Origin of the sequence: Pseudoalteromonas sp. 5Ae-yellow, assembly GCF_014077565.1 — a bacterium.
GTDB lineage: Bacteria > Pseudomonadota > Gammaproteobacteria > Enterobacterales > Alteromonadaceae > Pseudoalteromonas.
This window is the reverse complement of the sequence record NZ_JACGWD010000049.1, coordinates 1-18,950: the sequence shown is the minus strand read 5'-3', so window position 1 is coordinate 18,950 and position 18,950 is coordinate 1. Positions and strand designations below refer to the sequence as shown.

Sequence of the window (18,950 nt, the reverse complement as noted above, 5' to 3'; positions counted from 1 at the left end):
CTACCATACGAGTCCCTAAAATGGAGTTAAGTAACCCAATGAACTTACGTTTGTCTTTAATTACTGCCGCACTTTTACCGCTGCTTGGTGCACCAATTGCAGCTAACGCTGATGATAGCGACCTAGAAAGAATTGTTGTAACCGGCGATTTTCAGCGCGAAAGCATTCAAACTTTAAGCGCGAGTGCGAGCTTATTCAGCGAAGATGAAATTAATCAACGTGGTGCAAGTTACTTAGACGAAATGTTAGGCAGTGCCGCCAATGTAAATTTTGCATCTGGTGCGTCGCGTGGTCGTTACATCCAAATTCGTGGCGTGGGACTTCGCTCACAATTTGTAGACCCTATTAATCCATCTGTAGGCTTAGTAATTGATGGCATTAACTATTCTGGTCTTGGTGGCAGCTCATTATTATTTGATATAGACCAAGTAGAAATTTATCGTGGCCCACAAGGTACACGCTTTGGCGCAGACGGCATGGCGGGTATGATCCAAATGGGTTCAGCTAAAGCCACGAGCGATCCAAGTTTAAAATTACAAGTAGGTGCTGGCACATACAACACACGTGAAGCAGGCATTGCAGCAAGCACAGGCTTAACAGATGACACTAGCGCACGCGTTAGCTACTTTCGCAGAAAGTCAGACGGTTACGTAGATAACTTGTATTTAAATGACGAAACACAAAATCAAGACGAACAAGTAGCCCGCTTTAAAATAAACAGTCAGCTTACAAAGCATTTAAATACTGAGTTAAACCTTCACTATATTGATATAAACAACGGTTACGATGCATTTACGCTTGATAACAGCCGCAATAGTGTTGCCGATGAGCCAGGGCAAGATAATCAAGAAAGCTACGCAATCGGTGTTAATAATACTTACACGGGTTTTGACGCTTTTGATGTAAATCTAAACCTCTCGGCTATCGATACCGAATTACTTTACAGCTTTGACGAAGACTGGGTATGTAACGATACAAGTGAGCCAAAGTTATGTGCTGCAGGCTTACACCCTGATGGATACAGCTCAACCGATCTTTACAGCCGCGATCGCGACGATCAGTCTGTAGATTTACAGTTTAACTCTAAAACAGGTAACTGGGTTGCGGGTATTTATTACCAAAACCGTGACGTTGACTTAGAGCGCCAATACACATGGCTAGCAAGCCCATTTTCTTCAACTTACGAAACGAGTAACGTTGCAGTATATGGTCAAGTAGCAACTCCAATTGGCCCTAAAACAACATTAATTACAGGTTTACGTGTAGAGCAATACCAAGGCGACTACACCGATAGCAATGGCTTTATACAAGACACCGACGACGTAATGGTTGGCGGTAAAATTGCTCTAGAATATCAAGTAATTGATCGTACCATGATCTACACCAGCATAACCCGTGGCTACAAGGCCGGCGGTATTAACTCAGAAGCACTAGCGAAAGCTAAAGATGAAGGCTTAAACCTAAGCGCTGATTTTTTCCAGCAACACACCAGTTTCGACCCTGAATATTTATGGAGCGGCGAATTTGGTGTTAAAGGTTCATCACTTGATGACAAATTTACGCTTCGCTTAGCTGCATTTTACATGCACCGCGACGATATTCAGTTAAAAGCATGGCAAGTAGAAGGTCAGCAATTTACCGGTTATGTTGATAACGCAAGTTCTGGTAGAAACTACGGACTAGAAATTGAGGGTAGTTACCAACTAACTGATAATCTATTTTTAACGGGTAGTGCTGGTTACTTAAATACTGAAATAGACGACTTTGTAACGCAGTCAGGCTTAAACCAAGACGGCCGCGAACAAGCACAATCACCTAAATATCAATATGCATTCACTGCTCGCTATAACTTTACAAGTGAGCTTTACGGTATGATGGGTGTTGAAGGGAAAGACGATTACTATTTCTCAGATAGTCACAACTCACAAGCGCCAAGCAGCAACTTAGTTAATTTAAGCTTTGGCTACGAAGCAGACATGTGGGCAGTTCGCGCATGGGCTCGTAACGTGTTTGACGAAACAGTCCCAACACGTGGCTTTGAGTTTGATAATGATCCTCGTGATGGTATTACAACACAGACATATACACAACTCGGTGAGCCTCGTGTAGCAGGTGTTACGTTTACACTTAATCTGTAAAACACAGTCGTTGGCTTTCAAATGAAAGCTACAGCAAGCAATAAAAAACACCGCGTTTAAATTAAACGCGGTGTTTTTATTTGTAGACGTCAAGCTTGCTCACGTGAGAAGCAACGCTTCTAATTACTTTAAACTAAGCATAAGCGACATATAATCAAACAACTTTTTAAAGCTTCACTTTAACGCGTCAGCAAGCTGCACGCCTACAGGTCAAGCATCACGCTCTTTGCATATCAAATAAGTAACAATAAAACGTGTGGTAGACGTAGAGCTTTCTCACGTGAGAAGCGAAGCTTCTAATTACTTTAAACTAACCAAATAAAAAGAGCTTAAAGCTTCGCTTTAACGCGTCAGCAAGCTGCACGCCTACAGGTCAAGCATCACGCTCTTTGCATATCAAATAAGTAACAATAAAACATGTGGTAGACGCCCAGCTTGCTAGCGTGACGAGCGAAGCTCGTAATTTCTGGTTTTTGGTCTCTTCTCATTTGCTCCTCTTTTACTTCTCTTTGTGCAATAAGGTTTTAATTGATTTATTCACAAAGAGGCTAAGAGGGCGCTGCGCTTTAGAGAAGTAAAAATAGATAATTACTATGTTTTATGTTTTCTCATTTACTCCTCTTTTGCTTCTCTTTGTGCAATAAGATTTTAAGTGATTTATTCACAAAGAGGCTAAGAGGACGCTGCGCTTTAGAGAGCCAAAAGTAGGTAACAATCAGTTTGAATATTAAAAGCTGTGCTTTTCGCGTGAGTAAGCTCTACGCCTACGACGCAGCCATAAAATTGAATTCGGTGTTTAAAATGCTCGGTATGCGCGGCTTGATGCCGTGCACTTATTGTAAGCGCAAAGCTTGTTTTACTTAACCCTTATAACCGTTAGGGTTATTTGACTGCCAGCGCCAGGTATCTTGCATCATTTCATCAATACCGCGCACAGCTTCCCAGCCAAGTTCATTAAGTGCTTTTTCTGGCGCTGCATAACACGCTGCAATATCACCAGGGCGGCGAGGTGAAACCTGATAGGGTACAGCCTGATCGCTTGCTTTAATAAATGCATTAACCATTTGTAGTACAGAGTAACCATTACCAGTACCTAGGTTATAAACTAATGCACCCGTACTGCTGGCAATTTTATCAAGCGCTTTTAAATGACCAATAGCTAAATCTACAACGTGTATATAGTCGCGTACACCTGTGCCATCAACTGTGTCGTAGTCATCACCAAATACAGCGAGTTGCTTTAATTTACCTACCGCTACTTGTGCGATAAACGGTAAAAGGTTGTTTGGAATACCATTAGGATCTTCACCAATTAAGCCCGACTCATGTGCACCCACTGGGTTAAAGTAACGCAAAATAGCAAACGCAAAGCGCTCATCTGATTTAGCGATATCTTGTAGCATCATCTCAACCATCAGCTTAGATGTGCCGTACGGGTTAGTAGTACCGCCTACAGGAAAGTCTTCTTTAATTGGTAAGCTTGCAGGGTCGCCGTATACTGTGGCTGACGAGCTAAATACTAATTTAAATACACCAGCATCGCGCATTGCATCAACAAGCGTAAGCGTACCTTGTACATTGTTTTGATAGTACTCAATGGGCTTTGCAACCGACTCGCCTACTGATTTTAAGCCCGCAAAATGTATAACACTATCAACCGTGTGTTTTGCAAATACTGAATCTAAAAAGGGTTTATCGAGAATATCGCCTTGGTAAAAAGTGGCCTCTTTGCCTGTAATATTCTTTACGCGCGCAAGTGATTCTTGTGATGAGTTACTTAAATTATCAATAACAACAACATCGTTACCTTGCTGTAAAAGTTCTAAAACAGTGTGCGAGCCAATATAGCCAGCGCCACCGGTTACTAAAATAGTCATGAAAGCTCCGTGGGTACCTTTTATCAATTGAGTTAATTTCACCATAAATGGAGGTGATTTACATGCTTTATCTGTAATTTCTATAGTTTAAATAACATCTTTTTTTAATAACGGTAAATTAAGTACTTTTGATTACATTTTACTCAGTACAAGTAACACTTTATACGTAAGATTAAGTTATAGTTAATAAACAAGTGCTAAAATGAGTCTAGTAATAGCTAATGCTAGGTTTACTCCAATCTACACTTTTGTGATTGGTCTACCTCTTTGGAGAAAGATATGAATTTAGTTAAAAAAATAGCAACAACAATGTGTATCGCATTACCTGCGCTTGCCCATGCTGGTGAGTCTGTTGTTAAATGGCATGACTTTAATGATTATCGTGATGTGCGAGCGTCAAACCAAACAAAGAGCTCATATCACAAAAGTGTGGCAGCAAGTTTCGAAAAGCATATGGCTAAACTAGCCGAGCAATTGCCAAAAGACTATAAATTAAATGTAGAGTTTACAGATTTAGATTTAGCAGGTGATGTGCGTTATGGTGGTATGGACGAGATTCGTGTAGTAAAACCAATTTATTTTCCACGCATTAAGCTAAATTATTCGTTAACCGATAACGACGGTACAGTGCTAAGTAAAGATACTGATGTGGAGCTTAAAGATATGGGCTTTATGGATAAAATTAAAATGGGCCGCGACGAATCATTTTATTACGAAAAACGCTTACTAACAGAGTGGTTTGGTGAACAAATATTACCAAGTTTAGATTAACTGAAAATAAAAATGCCGCTAAATAGCGGCATTTTTATTTTTAAGCTTTACTTAAAAGTAGCTAACAACGTGAGTATTTGTTGTAACTTAATAACGGTTGTTTTCAGTTTTTCTTCTTCAAAACCATCGTTAGATAAGCTTTCAACATCAGCGGCTACGTCAAGTACGTAAGGCTTAAAACGTTTAGCTTCAAAGCTAAAGCCAGAATCGGCAGTAAATAAGGCTTTAAACTTACCGTGACCTTGCTGTTGAAGCTCGTCGAGTTTTTTGTCAGCATCAAGTGCCTGACGATAAACAATTTTTAAGTTAGTGTTGAGTTGTTCAATAATAGAATCCATGGTTTTCCTAAAGCTTTGCACTGCATTGCCGACATAATACTTGGATTACATTTAAAAGTCAGGTTTGTTATATGAATATATCAGGCACAAGTTTACCCGCTGTTTCTGGCTCAGGCCAAGGCAGTGAGCTTTACAGCGCTGCTTTATCTAAAAAGCAGCAGTTAGCAGATGGCGCGGCGGCTCTTGCACTTATTGAAGGTGCTGCACAATCGTCAAGTGCGCAAACACCGGCTAAATCGGTAACAGCATCATTGGGTAACAACGTAAATATATACGTTTAATGCTGTTTTAAATTAGCTTAAGATCGATAGGTGTTTTGCTTTTTTGACCACCGATTTCTCTTACTAATTTAGGCACTAAAAATCCAGGCAGAGCTTTTAATAGCTCTGCCATTATTTCAATTGCTTGCGCTTCATTAATATCAAAGTGGCTCGCCCCTTCAACTTTATCGAGCAAATACAAATAATACGGCAATACGTCTGCGTCAAATAACGCTTCGCTTAAATTTATTTGCGCATCGAGCGTATCGTTCACATCTTTTAAAATTACAGCTTGGTTTAGAAGCGTTACGTTTGCTTGTTTAAGCTTTTGCATGGCAGCTTTAAAATCAGCGTCTATTTCGTTTGCGTGGTTTATGTGATTAATAAAAATAATTTTTAATGACGACTTTGCTAATCTCTCACATAACTCATCGGTAACTCGCGCCGGTATAACTACTGGCAAGCGGCTATGAATTCGCATTCGTTTTATTTGTGGTAATTGCTCAAGCTCATCCAAAAACCAGCTTATTGCATCGTCTTTGGCCATCAGTGGATCGCCACCACTTAAAATCACTTCGTTTATATCAGTATCTGATTTTATATAGCTCAGTGTTTCTAGCAGACTTTTTTTATTGAGTTGGTTCTCTTGATACGGAAAATGCCTTCTAAAGCAGTAACGACAATTTACAGCACAGCCGGTTTTAAACATCACTAAAACACGTGATTTATACTTATGTAAAACGCCTGGTTGGTCGTTATCTTGCTCAAGTAGGGGATCTTTATTAAAACCCGATTTAGTCAAAAATTCTTGATGGCGTGGCATAACTTGTAGCAAAAGAGGATCGTTTGGATCGCCTTTGCGTATTTTTTTTATAAAAGGGATAGGCACGCGTACCGGAAATAAACTACGGGCTTTTAGGTCGTTTTCATGGACTTGGCTCGATAAACCGACCATTTCAAGCAAGGTTTTTGGGCAGGTAACTACATTTGCTAATTCTTTTTGCCAGTTTTTATGCAAATTTGCTTCATTTCTTTGTATCATTGGCATGTAGATTACTCGAAAAAATATAAATAGAGGAAACGATGGCGAATTATAGCACCAACGAGTTCAAGGGCGGCCTAAAAATTATGATGGACGGCGAGCCTTGCAGTATCTTAGAAAATGAAATGGTAAAACCTGGTAAAGGCCAGGCGTTTAACCGTGTTCGTATCCGTAAACTTATCTCTGGTAAGGTGCTTGAAAAAACCTTTAAATCGGGTGAATCAGTTGAAGGTGCTGATGTAATGGATACTGATTTAGCGTATCTATACACAGACGGCGAATTTTGGCATTTCATGAACAACGAAACATTTGAGCAAATTGCTGCTGACGAAAAAGCACTAGGCGATTCAGTAAAATGGTTAGTTGAAAATGATTTATGCACAATTACATTATGGAACGGCAGCCCTATTGCTGTTACACCACCTAACTTTGTTGAGCTTGAGATCACTGAAACAGATCCTGGCCTTAAAGGCGATACAGCGGGTACTGGTGGTAAACCAGCAACGCTTAGCACAGGCGCTGTGGTACGAGTTCCATTATTCGTACAAATTGGCGAAGTAATTAAAGTAGACACTCGTAACGGTGAATACGTAAGCCGTGTTAAGTAAGCTTTAACATTGTTTATAAAATCCCAGCTTACGCTGGGATTTTTTTTTGGAGAAAATATGTCAGCAGATCTTTGGGCCCCAAGCGCAAGCATTGAAACACTAAAACAACGCGCATCGATATTACGTAGCATCCGTGAATTTTTTTATGTACGTGATGTTTTAGAAGTAGAAACGCCAAGCTTAAGTGCTGCCAGTGTAACCGATGTGCACTTAGCTAGTTTTAATACCAAATTTGTAGGTCCAGGGCATGCTGGTGGGCTTCCTCTGTTTTTACAAACATCTCCAGAGTTTGCCATGAAACGCTTGTTAGCAGCAGGCTCAGGCGCTATTTTTCAGCTTTGTAAGGCATTTAGAAATGAAGAAGCGGGTAGCCATCATAATCCTGAATTTACAATGCTGGAATGGTATCGCCCAGGCTTTGATGAATTTGCACTTATGGATGAAATGGATGAGTTAATGCAACTTGTTTTAGGCGTCGAGCCTGCAACTAGACTTACCTACCAGCAAGCGTTTGAAAAAGCACTCGGCCTCGATCCGTTAACAGCAAGCATAGAGCAATTAAAGCAACTAGCGTGTAAGCAGGGGTTTGCTGATATAGCCCAAAATGAAACGCATAAAGATACCTTACTGCAATTATTATTTTGTATGAAAGTGGAGCCAACAATAGGACAAGAAAAACCGTGTTTTGTTTATCATTTTCCAGCTTCTCAAGCGGCACTTGCACAAATTTGTGAACATGATGCACGCGTAGCAGGGCGCTTTGAGCTTTATTACAAAAATATGGAATTGGCTAACGGCTTTAACGAATTAACAAATGCTAGTGAGCAAGCTAAACGTTTTAATGAAGATAACACATACCGCGCTAACAACGGTTTAAAGCAAGTACCAATGGATACACGTTTAATTAAAGCGCTAGAACATGGATTACCACAATGCGCAGGGGTTGCTTTGGGTATAGATAGGCTTGTAATGCTCGCAACAAATAAAGAGAAAATTAAAGACGTAATAGCGTTTGATGTGCAAAGAGCGTGATGCTTAGCCTGTAGGCGTGCAGCTTGCTGGCGCGTTAAAGTGAAGCTTTAAAAAGTTGTTCGATTATATGTCGTTTATGCTTAGTTTAAAGTAATTAGAAGCTGCGCTTCTCACGTGAGCAAGCTCTACGTCTACAAGTCAGTTTAACCACGGCGTTAAATTTTGACAAGGCGTGAAGCTTGCTCACGCGAAAAGCGCAGCTTTTAATTACTTATATTTAATATCCAATATTTAATAACGAGCATCTTCGTTATGTCTGCGCCCACTGTCTTAGCAAGTTATGATAAACCCCCGTCAATTGAATAATCTCTGGGCTATCTTCTACTTTGCTGCGCAAACTTTGAATCGACATATCTAAATCAAATAACAAACCACGTTTTTCGTCGCTGTTTACCATGCTTTGCAGCCAAAAAAATGAGGCTAATCTGCGCCCACTCGTTACAGGCATTACACGATGTAAACTCGTTGAAGGGTACAACACCATACTGCCTGCTGGGAGCTTTACGCTATGTGAGCCATAAGTGTCTTCAATAACAAGCTCACCACCCTCATAGTCTTCAGGGTCATTAATAAATAACGTCATTGATACATCTGTACGAATTTTTACTGGCGTACCCGGCACTTGTCTAATTGCATTATCTACATGCACACCAAACGATTGCCCGCCTTGATAGCAATTAAATAACGGAGGAAAAATTTTTGCAGGAAGCGCAGCGGACATAAACAAATTACTACGCGCAAGTGCTGCCATAATAATATCGCCAAGCTCTTGGCATTCAGGACTATTTTCAGGTAGCTGTAAGTTATTTTTTGCTTTGGTTGATTGATGACCTGCGGTAATACTGCCATCGGCCCACTGCGCTTTAAGCAAAACCTCATGGCAATACGCCACTTCTTCTTTCGTTAATAGCTCTGGAATTTTAACTATCATGTGCGCCCTCTCACATTTTCATCAAATAATTAAGGGCAGGTAATAGGCCTGCCCTTATGCTTACTTTTATTTTTTAATTTGTTTTAAAATTAAAAAGAGTAGCTCGCTGTTAAACTAAACTTACGACCATCACCTGGTACAAAGTGTCCACCACCTAACTGATCAACGTAATCTTTATCACCTAGGTTTTCACCATTAAGCTGCAGGCTCAAATCTTTTGATATGTCATACGCAACCATCAGGTCAAAAATAGTATAACCTGGCGCACGAGAGCGTGTTGACGTAGTGCCGTTGTAACGCTCACCTACATACTGCGCACCTAAACCAAACGATAACTTATCCGACATATCGTACGTAGTCCAAACACTTGCGCTATTTTTAGGCGTACGCGCAAGCTCGTTACCAATTTGAGTTGCGTCGTCGCCTAATGCTTCTGTTACTTCGCTATCTTGGTAAGTGTATGAAGCAATTACAGTCCACTCTTTAGTAATTAGGCCCGTTGCTGAAAGCTCTAAACCTTGAACGCGCTGTTCACCACCAAGTATTTCGTCACTTGAGCTATCTGCAAATGGGTCATCAGTACGGGCATTGGTTTTTTCAGTACGGAAAAGTGCAGCATTAGTTTGCAGGCGGCCATCCATTAGGCTCCATTTAGTTCCTAATTCATAACTACGGCTTTCTTCTGCGTCTAAATCAGCTGCATTTGAACGCGTAGATACCGTTAGGCTTTCCGCCGATGGATTAAATGAATTACCTGCGCCTAAATACACACTGCCATTTTCTGTAGGTTTATAAACTACAGCTGCATTCCAGCTAAATAAATCGTCACTTGTAGAAATTAAAGCGCTTGGATCATTGTAATCGTTGTGATAATCCGTAGTGAAGCTATCAAAGCGAATTCCACCTGTAACTTCCCATTGCTTGTTAAGCGTCACTGTATCAAATGCATAAATAGCTTGGTTTTTAGCTTTAGCTTCAATGCTTGTACCGTCACGGCCGTACACACCCGTAAATGCAATTGTTGCGTCAGGGTTGTATAAGTCATTGCGTATTCCATCTTCAATCAGGTTATCAGGCGTAGTTGCAACAAAGTTATGGCGTGTAAACGTTTCATTTGCAAGTTCAACACCCACTACTACGTCGTGAGTAAAGCCAGCAAATTCATAGTTACCAATTAAATCAACTTGAAGTGCAGCAAGTGAATTTTCAGTATCACGTGTTTTTTCATCTGCAAAGGTAATGTCAGTGTCTGTTGTAACCGAGAAATAACGCGGTGCAGTTGTTACTGACTCACGCTTAACTTTACCTAAGCGACCTTGCACACGTAACGTAGTATTTTGAGAAAAATCATACTCATAACGAGCTGTTGTTGAGTAAGCTTCAATATCTTCGTAATCACGGTAAATATTACCGTAAAAGTTATCAAAGTCGACAGGAGAAGGTGAGCGTGCACTATCTGCAAGTTCAGCTACAGGCGTATCACTGTAAACCCAAGGAATACCATAATCTGGTAAATTGTCTTGGCGTTGATACTCTAGGTTTAAATCAAAACGGCTGTTTGTACCAAGCCCTGTTGCAAATGCAAACGCAACAGCATTTGTTTCGTTTTCAACATGATCGCGACCTGCAACATCACCTTTATCAGTAAGAAGATTAATACGTAGTGCGCTTGTGTCGTTTACTTGAATGTTAGTATCAAAACGACCACGGTAATCGTTTTCTGTACCTAAACGTAGAGAAACGTCGTTAAAGTTGTCTAACTTCGCCTTTTTACTTTCTAAATTAACACTACCACCTGTTGCGCCACGACCAGAAACTGCAGAGCCTGGGCCTTTTGCAACTTCAACGGCTTCAATGTTGTAAATATCACGTGTGTAACCTGCAACATCGCGAATACCATCAACAAAAATATCATTTGTTGCACTAAAACCACGAATCGACATGCTATCGCCAGTAGGTGAGCCACCCTCACCTGCTGCTAAAGAAATACCTGAAACATTACGCAAAGCATCACGTAGGCTATCTACGTTTCTGTCTTTCATTACCGCTTGGTTGATTACTGTTACCGTTTTAGCTGTATCGAGTAGCGGTTGAGTGTATTTATGCGACGTTGATTTTTCTACAACATAACTAGACTCAGTTTTAGTTTCTGCTTTGGTTACCGATAGTTCTTGAACATCCTGTGCACTTGCCCAAGTTGAAAGCGTAGCTGTAACAACCGCTGCAATTGGCTTCACGTACGCATTTCCTTTATTCGATGGCTTACTCATGGTTACTCCGTAGTTTTTATTAAGCACTTAACTATTGTTAATTTAAGGTACATATTTAATTTCGGCGAAATCCTACCACTCAAACAACTCAATGTAAACGATAACTGTTATCAATTGCATTGTTATGTGAATTCCTATATTGTATACACACTCAAAAATTAACAGTAATTACGTCCTTGTAATTGCTTGTCGTAACTTTCAGGATTGTTGTTAAGTAATGCGAAGCTTAATTAAACCAATTAGCGTAGTTATCGCGCTTTGTAGCACTATGGCAGTAAAAGCCGACACTGTTAGTGAGCTAGAACAACTCGTTAATAAATGGCTACAAATAGAAAATCAAAACACAGAATTAAATACTCATTGGCTTGAACAAAAAAGCAGTATGGAGCAAACCTTAACGCTTCTAAATGCTGAGCAGCAGCAACTTAGCGAGCTTAATCAGCGAAGAAAAAAAAGCACCAGTGAGCTTGCCCAAAAACGCGAACAACTTGTAACTCAGCAATCAAAACTTGAAAATGATCAACAGCAATTAAATGATCAACTAGCACGTATTTCTGGGCAATTACTTTCATTACAAGTGCAACTCCCCCCGCCACTTTTAAATAGTTGGAAAAACGCTGGTGATTTAAGCGATTCAAAACTCAGTACAACTGACAAATTACAAACAGCACTAAAAATGCTGACTCTACTTAATGATTTTCAACAACGTATTTCTATTCACGAAATGGCTATTAAACACCCTGACGGGCAAGAAGTATGGGTAAAGCAGCTTTACTTAGGTGCAGCTCAAGCATGGTTTGTAAGTGAAGACTTAAGTTACGTAGGTATTGGTTTTCCAAGTGACTTAGGTTGGCAGTGGGAGTTTGATTCAAGCATTAATGCTGAGCAAGTTGCACTGGGTATTGCTGTACAGCAAAAAAAGCGCGCTGCTGATTGGGTAACACTCCCAATATTAAGTTATGTAAATAAAAACCAGCAAGGGGCTAAATAATGGCGACTAACAGCATAATTAAAGTATTTAGCGCCACAGTTTTACTTTTTAGTGCAAACATATCTTTTGCAGCTAGCAGTGATGATGCTAAGCAAAGTATTTTAAGTGATATTAAAACAGCGCAGCGTACTCTAAGTAAAACTCAAAATAGTATTTCAAAAGAGCAAGCTACCCTTGCAAAGCAAATTTTTACCAAGCAACAATCGCTCAGTAAATTACGCGAACAAGCCGCAGTTAATCGCCGCCTAGCTGACGAAAACACATTAAGCCTCGATCAGTTACAAACCCGATTAGACACTTGGCAACAGCAGCAGCAATATCAATTAAACTTACTTAGCCGTTTTGTTCGCCAAAATACCAGCAATAGTGCTAGCAGTAACGAGTCGGCTAATAGCCAAAACGAGTTATTAAGCCGTGTTGTATCGCTAATTAATAATCAAGAGCAGGCACTTTATCCACAGTTAAAAAAACAATCGGTTGTGCTAAGTAATGGCGAATTAAGCCAAGCTAATACCCTTCAAGTAGGGCCTGTTGCATGGTTTAGTACGCAAACACCTAAACTTATGGGTTTATTAAATTTAGATGATGAATCTAATGCATTAAAAGTAGCGTTAGTACAATCAACAAGTGACGATAACCCACTCGATAATACTTTAAAGCAAAACGGTGTAGGCTCTACATTACTTACTTTTGATCCTAGTTTAACGCACTTAGTAACTAGCCAAGCCCAACAAGAAAGTCCGCTTGAACACCTAGAAAAAGGCGGTTTATGGGCTATCCCTATTATTTTATTTGCCTGCTTTGCACTTACCATTGCGCTATTAAAAGCCGCACAGCTACTACGTTTAAGTAAAATTAAAATGCACTCTCAAATGCAATTACAGCAACTTTTTAAAGCTGAAAATAGCAGTGAATTTGCAGGCATGCAGCAGCAGCTATTTAACTTAACGCTGCAAAGCGAAAAAGGACAAGTACGAGACGATCAATTATTTAATCAGTTAATTCATGATAAGCATAAACTCGATAACTTTATTGGCGCTATTGCCGTTACTGCAGCAGTAGCCCCACTACTTGGGTTATTAGGCACTGTTAGCGGCATGATCGAAACATTTAAAATGATGACCTTGTTTGGCTCAGGCGACCCAGAAGTTGTATCGGGCGGTATTGCACAAGCACTTATAACTACCGAGTTAGGTTTAGTTGTTGCTATACCTGCACTCGTTTTAAATGCACTGTTATCGCGTAAAGCAAAAGCGTATTACAGCCAACTAGAAGGCTTTGCATTACAGCTAAGTCAACTAGAGAAAGGAGAAACCAATGTTTGAAAAAATAGTTAGTAACCCTATTTGCTGGTGTATTCTTTTACTCGCTTTATTTGTATACCAGCTGATTTTTCATGACTTACTGCACCTTAAACAATACCAAGCGCAGCGCAAAGGTTATTGGCAAGAAGTTAGCTCTATTTTAACTGCAGCGCTTCCGCTACTTGGTTTATTAGGCACCATTGTTGGTTTGCTTGATACATTTAAAGTAATGGCGCTGGGCCATAACGAGTTAATGAGTGACGCCATTGGTGACGCATTACTAACAACTCAACTCGGCCTTGTGTGCGCTATTCCTGCGTGGTTAATGCAAGCTTACTTAGCGTATTCGCAGCGTAATCCTAAATTACATACGTTAAGTAAACAGTTAGGGTAACACTATGCAATCACGATTAAAGCACAAGCTAGAGCAAGAAGCGGGGCAACATATTGATATGTCGCCGCTACTTGATGTGGTATTTATATTGCTAATATTTTTTATTGTTACAACCGTATTTGTACGCGAAAGCGGCGTTGAAGTTGATAAACCACAAGCCGTATCGGCCAGCCGTCTTGAGCAGCAAGTTATATTTTTAGCAATAACCGACTCTCAACAAGTATTTTTTGATGGTAGCCAAATTGGTGTTGCTGGCGTGCGTAGTAGTGTCGAGCAAATGTTAAAGCAGCAACAACGCCCTGTAGTTATTCAAGCTGATAAAACAGTACCTACTGAGTTACTTGTTCAAGTAATTGACGAAGCAAAGCTGGCAGGCGCGGCGCAAGTTAACTTAGCGACCAAGCAATAATATGCACACGATTAACTCGCCTCAAAAAACAAAAAACAATCGCCATCCACTTTTTGCATTTGGCCTTAGCTTAATTGTACTTAGCGCTGCATTACTACTTTTATGGCTTGGGCAACTTGCAGAGCATCATATAAAAGACAAAGTCGTTGTACGTGAGATTGCTATGGTGGCACTGCCACCACCACCTCCACCATCAATATCGCAACAGCAAACAAGTGAGCCAATGCAGAGCTTAGCGGTAGAGGGTGCAGGCGCGACTATTCAAGCCGTAAAAATTAAGATCACCAGCAATTTAACTATTGTAAAACCCGATACACCCATCGTAAAAGTAAACGCGCCACAATGGCAATCAATGAGTGTAAATTGGGATGCATTTAGCTTAAATCAACTCGATGGTCTCCCAACTTTGCTCACTCCTGTTAAGGCCGTTTTACCAAAAAGCTTAACCCGTCGAGGTGTTGATGTATTTACTGTAAAACTCGATGTATTTATTGATGAAAGTGGCAAGTTAAGTTTAATTGAGGTAGTACAAAATCCATACCCTGAACTTAAACCAGCTATCGACAAAATTATTAAACAAAGCCGCTTTAGTGCACCTAAAAAAGAAGGTGAAACCGTACGCGCTCGCTTTATTTGGCCAATCGAATTTAAACCTTAAGCCTATTAAAATGAAAAACATGAACGTAATTAAAACGCTAAAACCATTAACTCGCGCAGTTATCACTACTTTAATGTGCTCACTCCCTTTATTAGGTGTAAGTAGCGTGCATGCAAGCGCCGTGAGTACACCATTAAAAAGTGCGCCACTAAAAGTAACTTTATCGCCTAGCGATCCAACATGGCAGTTGGCTATAAATAATAAATTACTAGGCACCACAGAGGTTCTTATTGAGCCGACCGAGCGCGGTTTTGCTCGCCAAGTACAACCACTATTACAAGCCGGTAATTACAGTGAAGTTGCGGCGCTATTTAAAGGCCGTGATATAAGCCAAGATAGCACTGCTTTAAACTTATTACGTGCACAAGTTTTGCTTTCAACAAAAGACTTTAATAACGCTGAACTAGCTTACCTAGCGTGTTTAAAAGCTTCACCTGATTTAGTAAAAGCACATCAAGGTTTGAGCCTTTTATACATGCAACAAGCAAAGTATGACAAAGCGCAAATCCACCTAGTTCGTACTATTGAACTTGGCCAAGCTGATGCGCAAAGTTATGCACAACTTGCTTATATACACGTGCAGCATAGCCAACCTTGGAGCGCAGTAGCGGCGTACCGCCAAGCGCTAATGCTAGCGCCAGAAACAAGCCAATACCAACAAGGTCTGTTGTTTGCGTTAATTGAATCGGGTGATTTAAATCAGGCAAATGCATTATTAAAAGAATTACTTAATAAAAGCCCTGATAAAGCTGAACTTTGGCTACAACGGGCACAAATAGCATTACAGCTTGATCAAAAAAAGCAGGCGCTTGCTGCTATTGAAGTGGCCTTAAAACTTAACCCTAAAGATACCAGCAACCAGCTTTTAGCTGCCCAGTTGCACTTAAGTGAAGGCAGCACTGAACGCGCTGTTAGTTTATTAAAGCAAGGTTTAAAACACGCAAATAAAAAACAACAAATTGAGGTTATTAATACCACGATGCAAACGCTAGCTTGGCTTGTATCGGAGCAAAAATGGAATTTAGCTAAAGAGCTAATAGGCAGCGCAAAAAGATTAACTAAGCAACTACCCCGTGATGACCAAGCTCAATTTTCTGTATACAGTGCACAACTTGCTATGCAGCAAGGTAATACTACGCGCGCGCTTAAAAGCTTAAATAACGCACTTAAAATAAACCCGAATTTAGGTGATGCCCTACTTAGTTTAGCGAGTATTTATCGCAGTAAAAATCAGCTTACCCAAGCTAAACTTATGTATGTTCGTGCACAAGCCCTACCTGATTATCAACTATCGGCATGGCTTGGATTATCGCAAATAGCGATTGATTCTAAAGAATACCCGAGTGCGCTAAAGCATCTTAGAAAAGCATTACAAGCAAACCCGGAGCGCCAAGACTTAATTACTAATATTCGCGCCCTTGAGAATATAGTGCGCCAAGAAGGATAAGTTTATAAATTTTACGCGAGCAAGCCAGGCGTCTCCAGATTAAGTTTAACTCCTTGGTTAAACTGACTTGTAGCCGCGCAGCTTGCTGGCGTGTAAAAACGCAGTTTTTAAAATGGCTTAATAATTAGAAGCTACGCTTCTCACGTGAGCAAGCTCTACGTCTACCGGTAAAATTTGACGCCGTGGTTAAACTGACAAGACGCACAGGCAAGCTCACTGACTTCGATGTGATAAATGATAGCTAATCATTTATCAATGAGAGATACAAGACGCACAGCTTGCTGGCGTGACGAGCAAAGCTCGTAATTTCTATGTTTTAATGTCTTCTCATTTACTTCTCTTTGTGCAATAAGTTTTTAAGTGATTTATTCACAAAGAGGCTAAAAAGAAGCTCACGCTTCAACGTGAGCAAACTCGTCTACAATATATATTAAAGCGTTACCAATTTTGCATTTCGACTATGCGCGATTGCGTGCGCGCATATTCAAAGCTCAGTTTTTTACCTTTATACAAATGTTCAATGTCGGTTTGAGCATTTATCACCAGCAATTTATGGCAATCGTAAAACTCATCTACTAATGCAATAAAGCGCCGTGCTTCGTCGTCAAAGATGTGCTCATCAAGCGTTTGTTTTTCGCGCTGGTAACTATCTTCTATACCGTGCACAATAATTTTACCCGTTGCTTTAACACCCATTTGCGGCACGTTCGATACATATAACACATTAAATTGCGTTGCTAAATACATATAATCGTTAGCACTACGCGGGCCTGAACATAGCGCCATAAAATCAATCATCAAGGCATTATCTGCTTTTAATAAATAGGGTAAATCGCGGCCATGCACAGTAATTGTATTGCTACATGTTACTACTGGATACGAAGCTAAAAACTCATTTTTAAAATCGTGTTTAGGTAAATTAATAAAATAGTGACGACTGTTTTTACCATATCTAAAGCGGTGATCGTCCTCCCCTGCCACGTTAATTATATGACAATGGTTATTAATTAAATCGATAGTAGGTAAAAATCGCGTCCGTTGCAGGCCGTTGTAATAAAGCTGCTCTGGCTTTGCGTTCGATGTAGCCACCAGCACAACACCTTGTTCAAACAATGCATTGAACAATCTGGCCATAATCATGGCATCGCCAATGTCGCTCACAAAAAACTCGTCAAAACACAGTACTCGAATATTTTTAGCCCACTGTTTTGCAATTAGAATGAGTGGATTTTTTTGACCTTGTAGCTGCGAAAGTTGGGCATGCACTTGTGCTATAAAATGATGAAAATGCAGTCGCTGCTTTTGCTCAATAGGTAGGTTTTTATAAAATAAATCCATTAACATGGATTTACCACGCCCTACGGGTCCGTATAAATAAATGCCTTTTATTAAGGGCGCTTTTTGCCACCATGATGTGTGAGCTTGAAGTTGCTCGCTTAGCGTATTTAAAGCTTCCACCGCATTTTGCTGCGCAGCATCAAAACACAGTTCACCTGTGTCTATTTTTGCTTGGTAAAGGCTTAAAATTTGTGTGCTGTGCACTGTCATGGTATTTCACTATCGGCTATAATCGCGCCCATTGTAGCCGACTAAAAATGTGAACCAAAATGAAATTCCCTTGCCGCTTAGATAAATTTATTAGCCACTTAGCTGAAATACCGCGCACCCAAGCTCGTGCTAGTATTAAGCGAAAAGAAGTAAGCGTTAATGGCGAAGTAATCACATCACATAATTTTCAGCTAGCCCAGCAAGATGAAGTACTGCACCAAGGTACGCCTTTAGTATTTTTAGGTAAACGTTATTACATGCTAAATAAACCTGTTGGCTATGTATGCGCTAACAGCGACGAGCTACATAAAACCGTTTTTGACTTACTTGATGAGCCAAATATGAGCGATTTTCACGTGGCAGGCCGTCTTGATATAGATACCACAGGGTTAGTTATTATTACTAATGATGGCGATTGGTCACATAAAATTACGTCGCCTAAAAGCAATAAATTTAAAACCTACCTAGTAGAAACTCAAGAGCCTATTACCGATGAAGCACTTGAGCAATTACGAACAGGTGTCATGCTGCATAACGAAAAAGATTTAACCCGCCCCGCTATAGCTGAGAGACTTGCTAATTACGGACTGCGTTTATCAATAAGTGAAGGTAAGTATCATCAGGTTAAGCGTATGCTTTACGCGGTAGACAACAAAGTAGTTGAGCTACATCGCGAGCAGATTGCGGGAATTACCCTAGATGAAAACTTGGCTAGCGGTGAATATCGACTATTAACAACTCAAGAAATCAAACTATAAAAGCGCTTTAAAGGAGCCTAAGTTTGGATATACTAGGGCGTGTTGAACTTTGTGGATTGAAATTTGTTCAATCTAGGGGCGATTTAATCGCGGCGCGAGGTTTGTAACCTAGTGGGCTAAGTAAAAACCGAGCAACAAAGAGTTAATCGCCCCTAGAAAGAACCCAAAGGGCAG

At 40.3% G+C, this 18,950-nt stretch carries 18 protein-coding genes; 12 read left to right on the top strand and 6 right to left on the bottom strand.

What is annotated here, in order from left to right:
• Nucleotides 1-20: 20 nt before the first annotated feature.
• Entirely contained in the window at nt 21-2,138 is a 2,118-nt protein-coding gene (locus tag H4J63_RS13485; protein ID WP_182197057.1) for a TonB-dependent receptor, read from the top strand.
• Nucleotides 2,139-2,998: 860 nt separating this feature from the next.
• Here the strand turns inward: H4J63_RS13485 and galE are convergent.
• A complete protein-coding gene (gene galE, locus H4J63_RS13480; RefSeq protein ID WP_024589785.1) occupies nt 2,999-4,015 on the bottom strand; it encodes a UDP-glucose 4-epimerase GalE in 1,017 nt (338 codons plus the stop codon).
• Nucleotides 4,016-4,294: 279 nt separating this feature from the next.
• Between galE and H4J63_RS13475 the strand changes: the two genes are divergently transcribed.
• The gene (locus H4J63_RS13475; RefSeq protein ID WP_010555263.1) at nt 4,295-4,786 is read left to right on the top strand and encodes a DUF3016 domain-containing protein; all 492 of its coding nucleotides are present in this window, start codon (nt 4,295-4,297) and stop codon (nt 4,784-4,786) included.
• Nucleotides 4,787-4,833: 47 nt separating this feature from the next.
• Here H4J63_RS13475 and H4J63_RS13470 read toward each other — a convergent pair whose 3' ends face one another.
• Nucleotides 4,834-5,124 (bottom strand): prephenate dehydrogenase, encoded by a 291-nt coding sequence (locus H4J63_RS13470; RefSeq protein ID WP_182197055.1) that lies wholly within the window; start codon nt 5,122-5,124, stop codon nt 4,834-4,836.
• Between the two features lie 71 nt (nt 5,125-5,195).
• On the opposite strand from H4J63_RS13470, the gene H4J63_RS13465 reads away from it, so the two are divergent.
• Nucleotides 5,196-5,405 (top strand): hypothetical protein, encoded by a 210-nt coding sequence (locus tag H4J63_RS13465; RefSeq protein ID WP_002960797.1) that lies wholly within the window; start codon nt 5,196-5,198, stop codon nt 5,403-5,405.
• Nucleotides 5,406-5,412: 7 nt separating this feature from the next.
• Here the strand turns inward: H4J63_RS13465 and epmB are convergent, their stop codons facing one another.
• Nucleotides 5,413-6,426, bottom strand: a complete 1,014-nt coding sequence (gene epmB, locus H4J63_RS13460) for an EF-P beta-lysylation protein EpmB (RefSeq protein WP_182197068.1) — start codon at nt 6,424-6,426, stop codon at nt 5,413-5,415.
• Nucleotides 6,427-6,467: 41 nt separating this feature from the next.
• Between epmB and efp the strand changes: the two genes are divergently transcribed.
• Nucleotides 6,468-7,034, top strand: a complete 567-nt coding sequence (gene efp, locus H4J63_RS13455; RefSeq protein ID WP_010555265.1) for an elongation factor P — start codon at nt 6,468-6,470, stop codon at nt 7,032-7,034.
• A 57-nt stretch (nt 7,035-7,091) separates the two neighbouring features.
• The gene (epmA, locus tag H4J63_RS13450) at nt 7,092-8,066 is read left to right on the top strand and encodes an elongation factor P--(R)-beta-lysine ligase (RefSeq protein WP_024589783.1); all 975 of its coding nucleotides are present in this window, start codon (nt 7,092-7,094) and stop codon (nt 8,064-8,066) included.
• A gap of 250 nt (nt 8,067-8,316) precedes the next feature.
• On the opposite strand, the gene H4J63_RS13445 is transcribed toward epmA, so the two are convergent.
• Together H4J63_RS13445 and H4J63_RS13440 are read right to left on the bottom strand one after the other, a co-directional pair.
• Nucleotides 8,317-8,997: a Fe2+-dependent dioxygenase gene (locus H4J63_RS13445; protein WP_002960803.1), complete on the bottom strand. Its 681-nt coding sequence runs from the start codon at nt 8,995-8,997 to the stop codon at nt 8,317-8,319.
• 89 nt (nt 8,998-9,086) lie between these two features.
• On the bottom strand, nt 9,087-11,267 hold the full coding sequence (locus tag H4J63_RS13440) for a TonB-dependent siderophore receptor (RefSeq protein ID WP_138488523.1): 2,181 nt from the start codon (nt 11,265-11,267) through the stop codon (nt 9,087-9,089).
• A 217-nt stretch (nt 11,268-11,484) separates the two neighbouring features.
• On the opposite strand from H4J63_RS13440, the gene H4J63_RS13435 reads away from it, so the two are divergent.
• Genes H4J63_RS13435 through H4J63_RS13410 form a run of 6 tightly spaced genes read left to right on the top strand, consistent with a single transcriptional unit; the run spans nt 11,485 to nt 16,470 of the window.
• The gene (locus tag H4J63_RS13435; RefSeq protein WP_182197053.1) at nt 11,485-12,258 is read left to right on the top strand and encodes a DUF3450 family protein; all 774 of its coding nucleotides are present in this window, start codon (nt 11,485-11,487) and stop codon (nt 12,256-12,258) included.
• Nucleotides 12,258-13,583 (top strand): MotA/TolQ/ExbB proton channel family protein, encoded by a 1,326-nt coding sequence (locus tag H4J63_RS13430; RefSeq protein ID WP_182197052.1) that lies wholly within the window; start codon nt 12,258-12,260, stop codon nt 13,581-13,583. Before H4J63_RS13435 ends, H4J63_RS13430 begins: the two co-directional genes overlap by 1 nt.
• The gene (locus H4J63_RS13425; RefSeq protein WP_002960812.1) at nt 13,576-13,956 is read left to right on the top strand and encodes a MotA/TolQ/ExbB proton channel family protein; all 381 of its coding nucleotides are present in this window, start codon (nt 13,576-13,578) and stop codon (nt 13,954-13,956) included. Before H4J63_RS13430 ends, H4J63_RS13425 begins: the two co-directional genes overlap by 8 nt.
• 4 nt (nt 13,957-13,960) lie before the next feature.
• The gene (locus H4J63_RS13420) at nt 13,961-14,365 is read left to right on the top strand and encodes a biopolymer transporter ExbD (protein WP_010555259.1); all 405 of its coding nucleotides are present in this window, start codon (nt 13,961-13,963) and stop codon (nt 14,363-14,365) included.
• A 1-nt stretch (nt 14,366) separates the two neighbouring features.
• Nucleotides 14,367-15,023, top strand: a complete 657-nt coding sequence (locus H4J63_RS13415; RefSeq protein WP_182197050.1) for an energy transducer TonB — start codon at nt 14,367-14,369, stop codon at nt 15,021-15,023.
• 19 nt (nt 15,024-15,042) lie between these two features.
• The gene (locus H4J63_RS13410) at nt 15,043-16,470 is read left to right on the top strand and encodes a lipopolysaccharide assembly protein LapB (protein WP_182197066.1); all 1,428 of its coding nucleotides are present in this window, start codon (nt 15,043-15,045) and stop codon (nt 16,468-16,470) included.
• A 438-nt stretch (nt 16,471-16,908) separates the two neighbouring features.
• Here the strand turns inward: H4J63_RS13410 and zapE are convergent, their stop codons facing one another.
• A complete protein-coding gene (zapE, locus tag H4J63_RS13405; protein WP_182197049.1) occupies nt 16,909-18,018 on the bottom strand; it encodes a cell division protein ZapE in 1,110 nt (369 codons plus the stop codon).
• Nucleotides 18,019-18,077: 59 nt separating this feature from the next.
• On the opposite strand from zapE, the gene rsuA reads away from it, so the two are divergent.
• Entirely contained in the window at nt 18,078-18,776 is a 699-nt protein-coding gene (gene rsuA, locus H4J63_RS13400) for a 16S rRNA pseudouridine(516) synthase RsuA (RefSeq protein ID WP_182197047.1), read from the top strand.
• Nucleotides 18,777-18,950 lie beyond the last annotated feature (174 nt).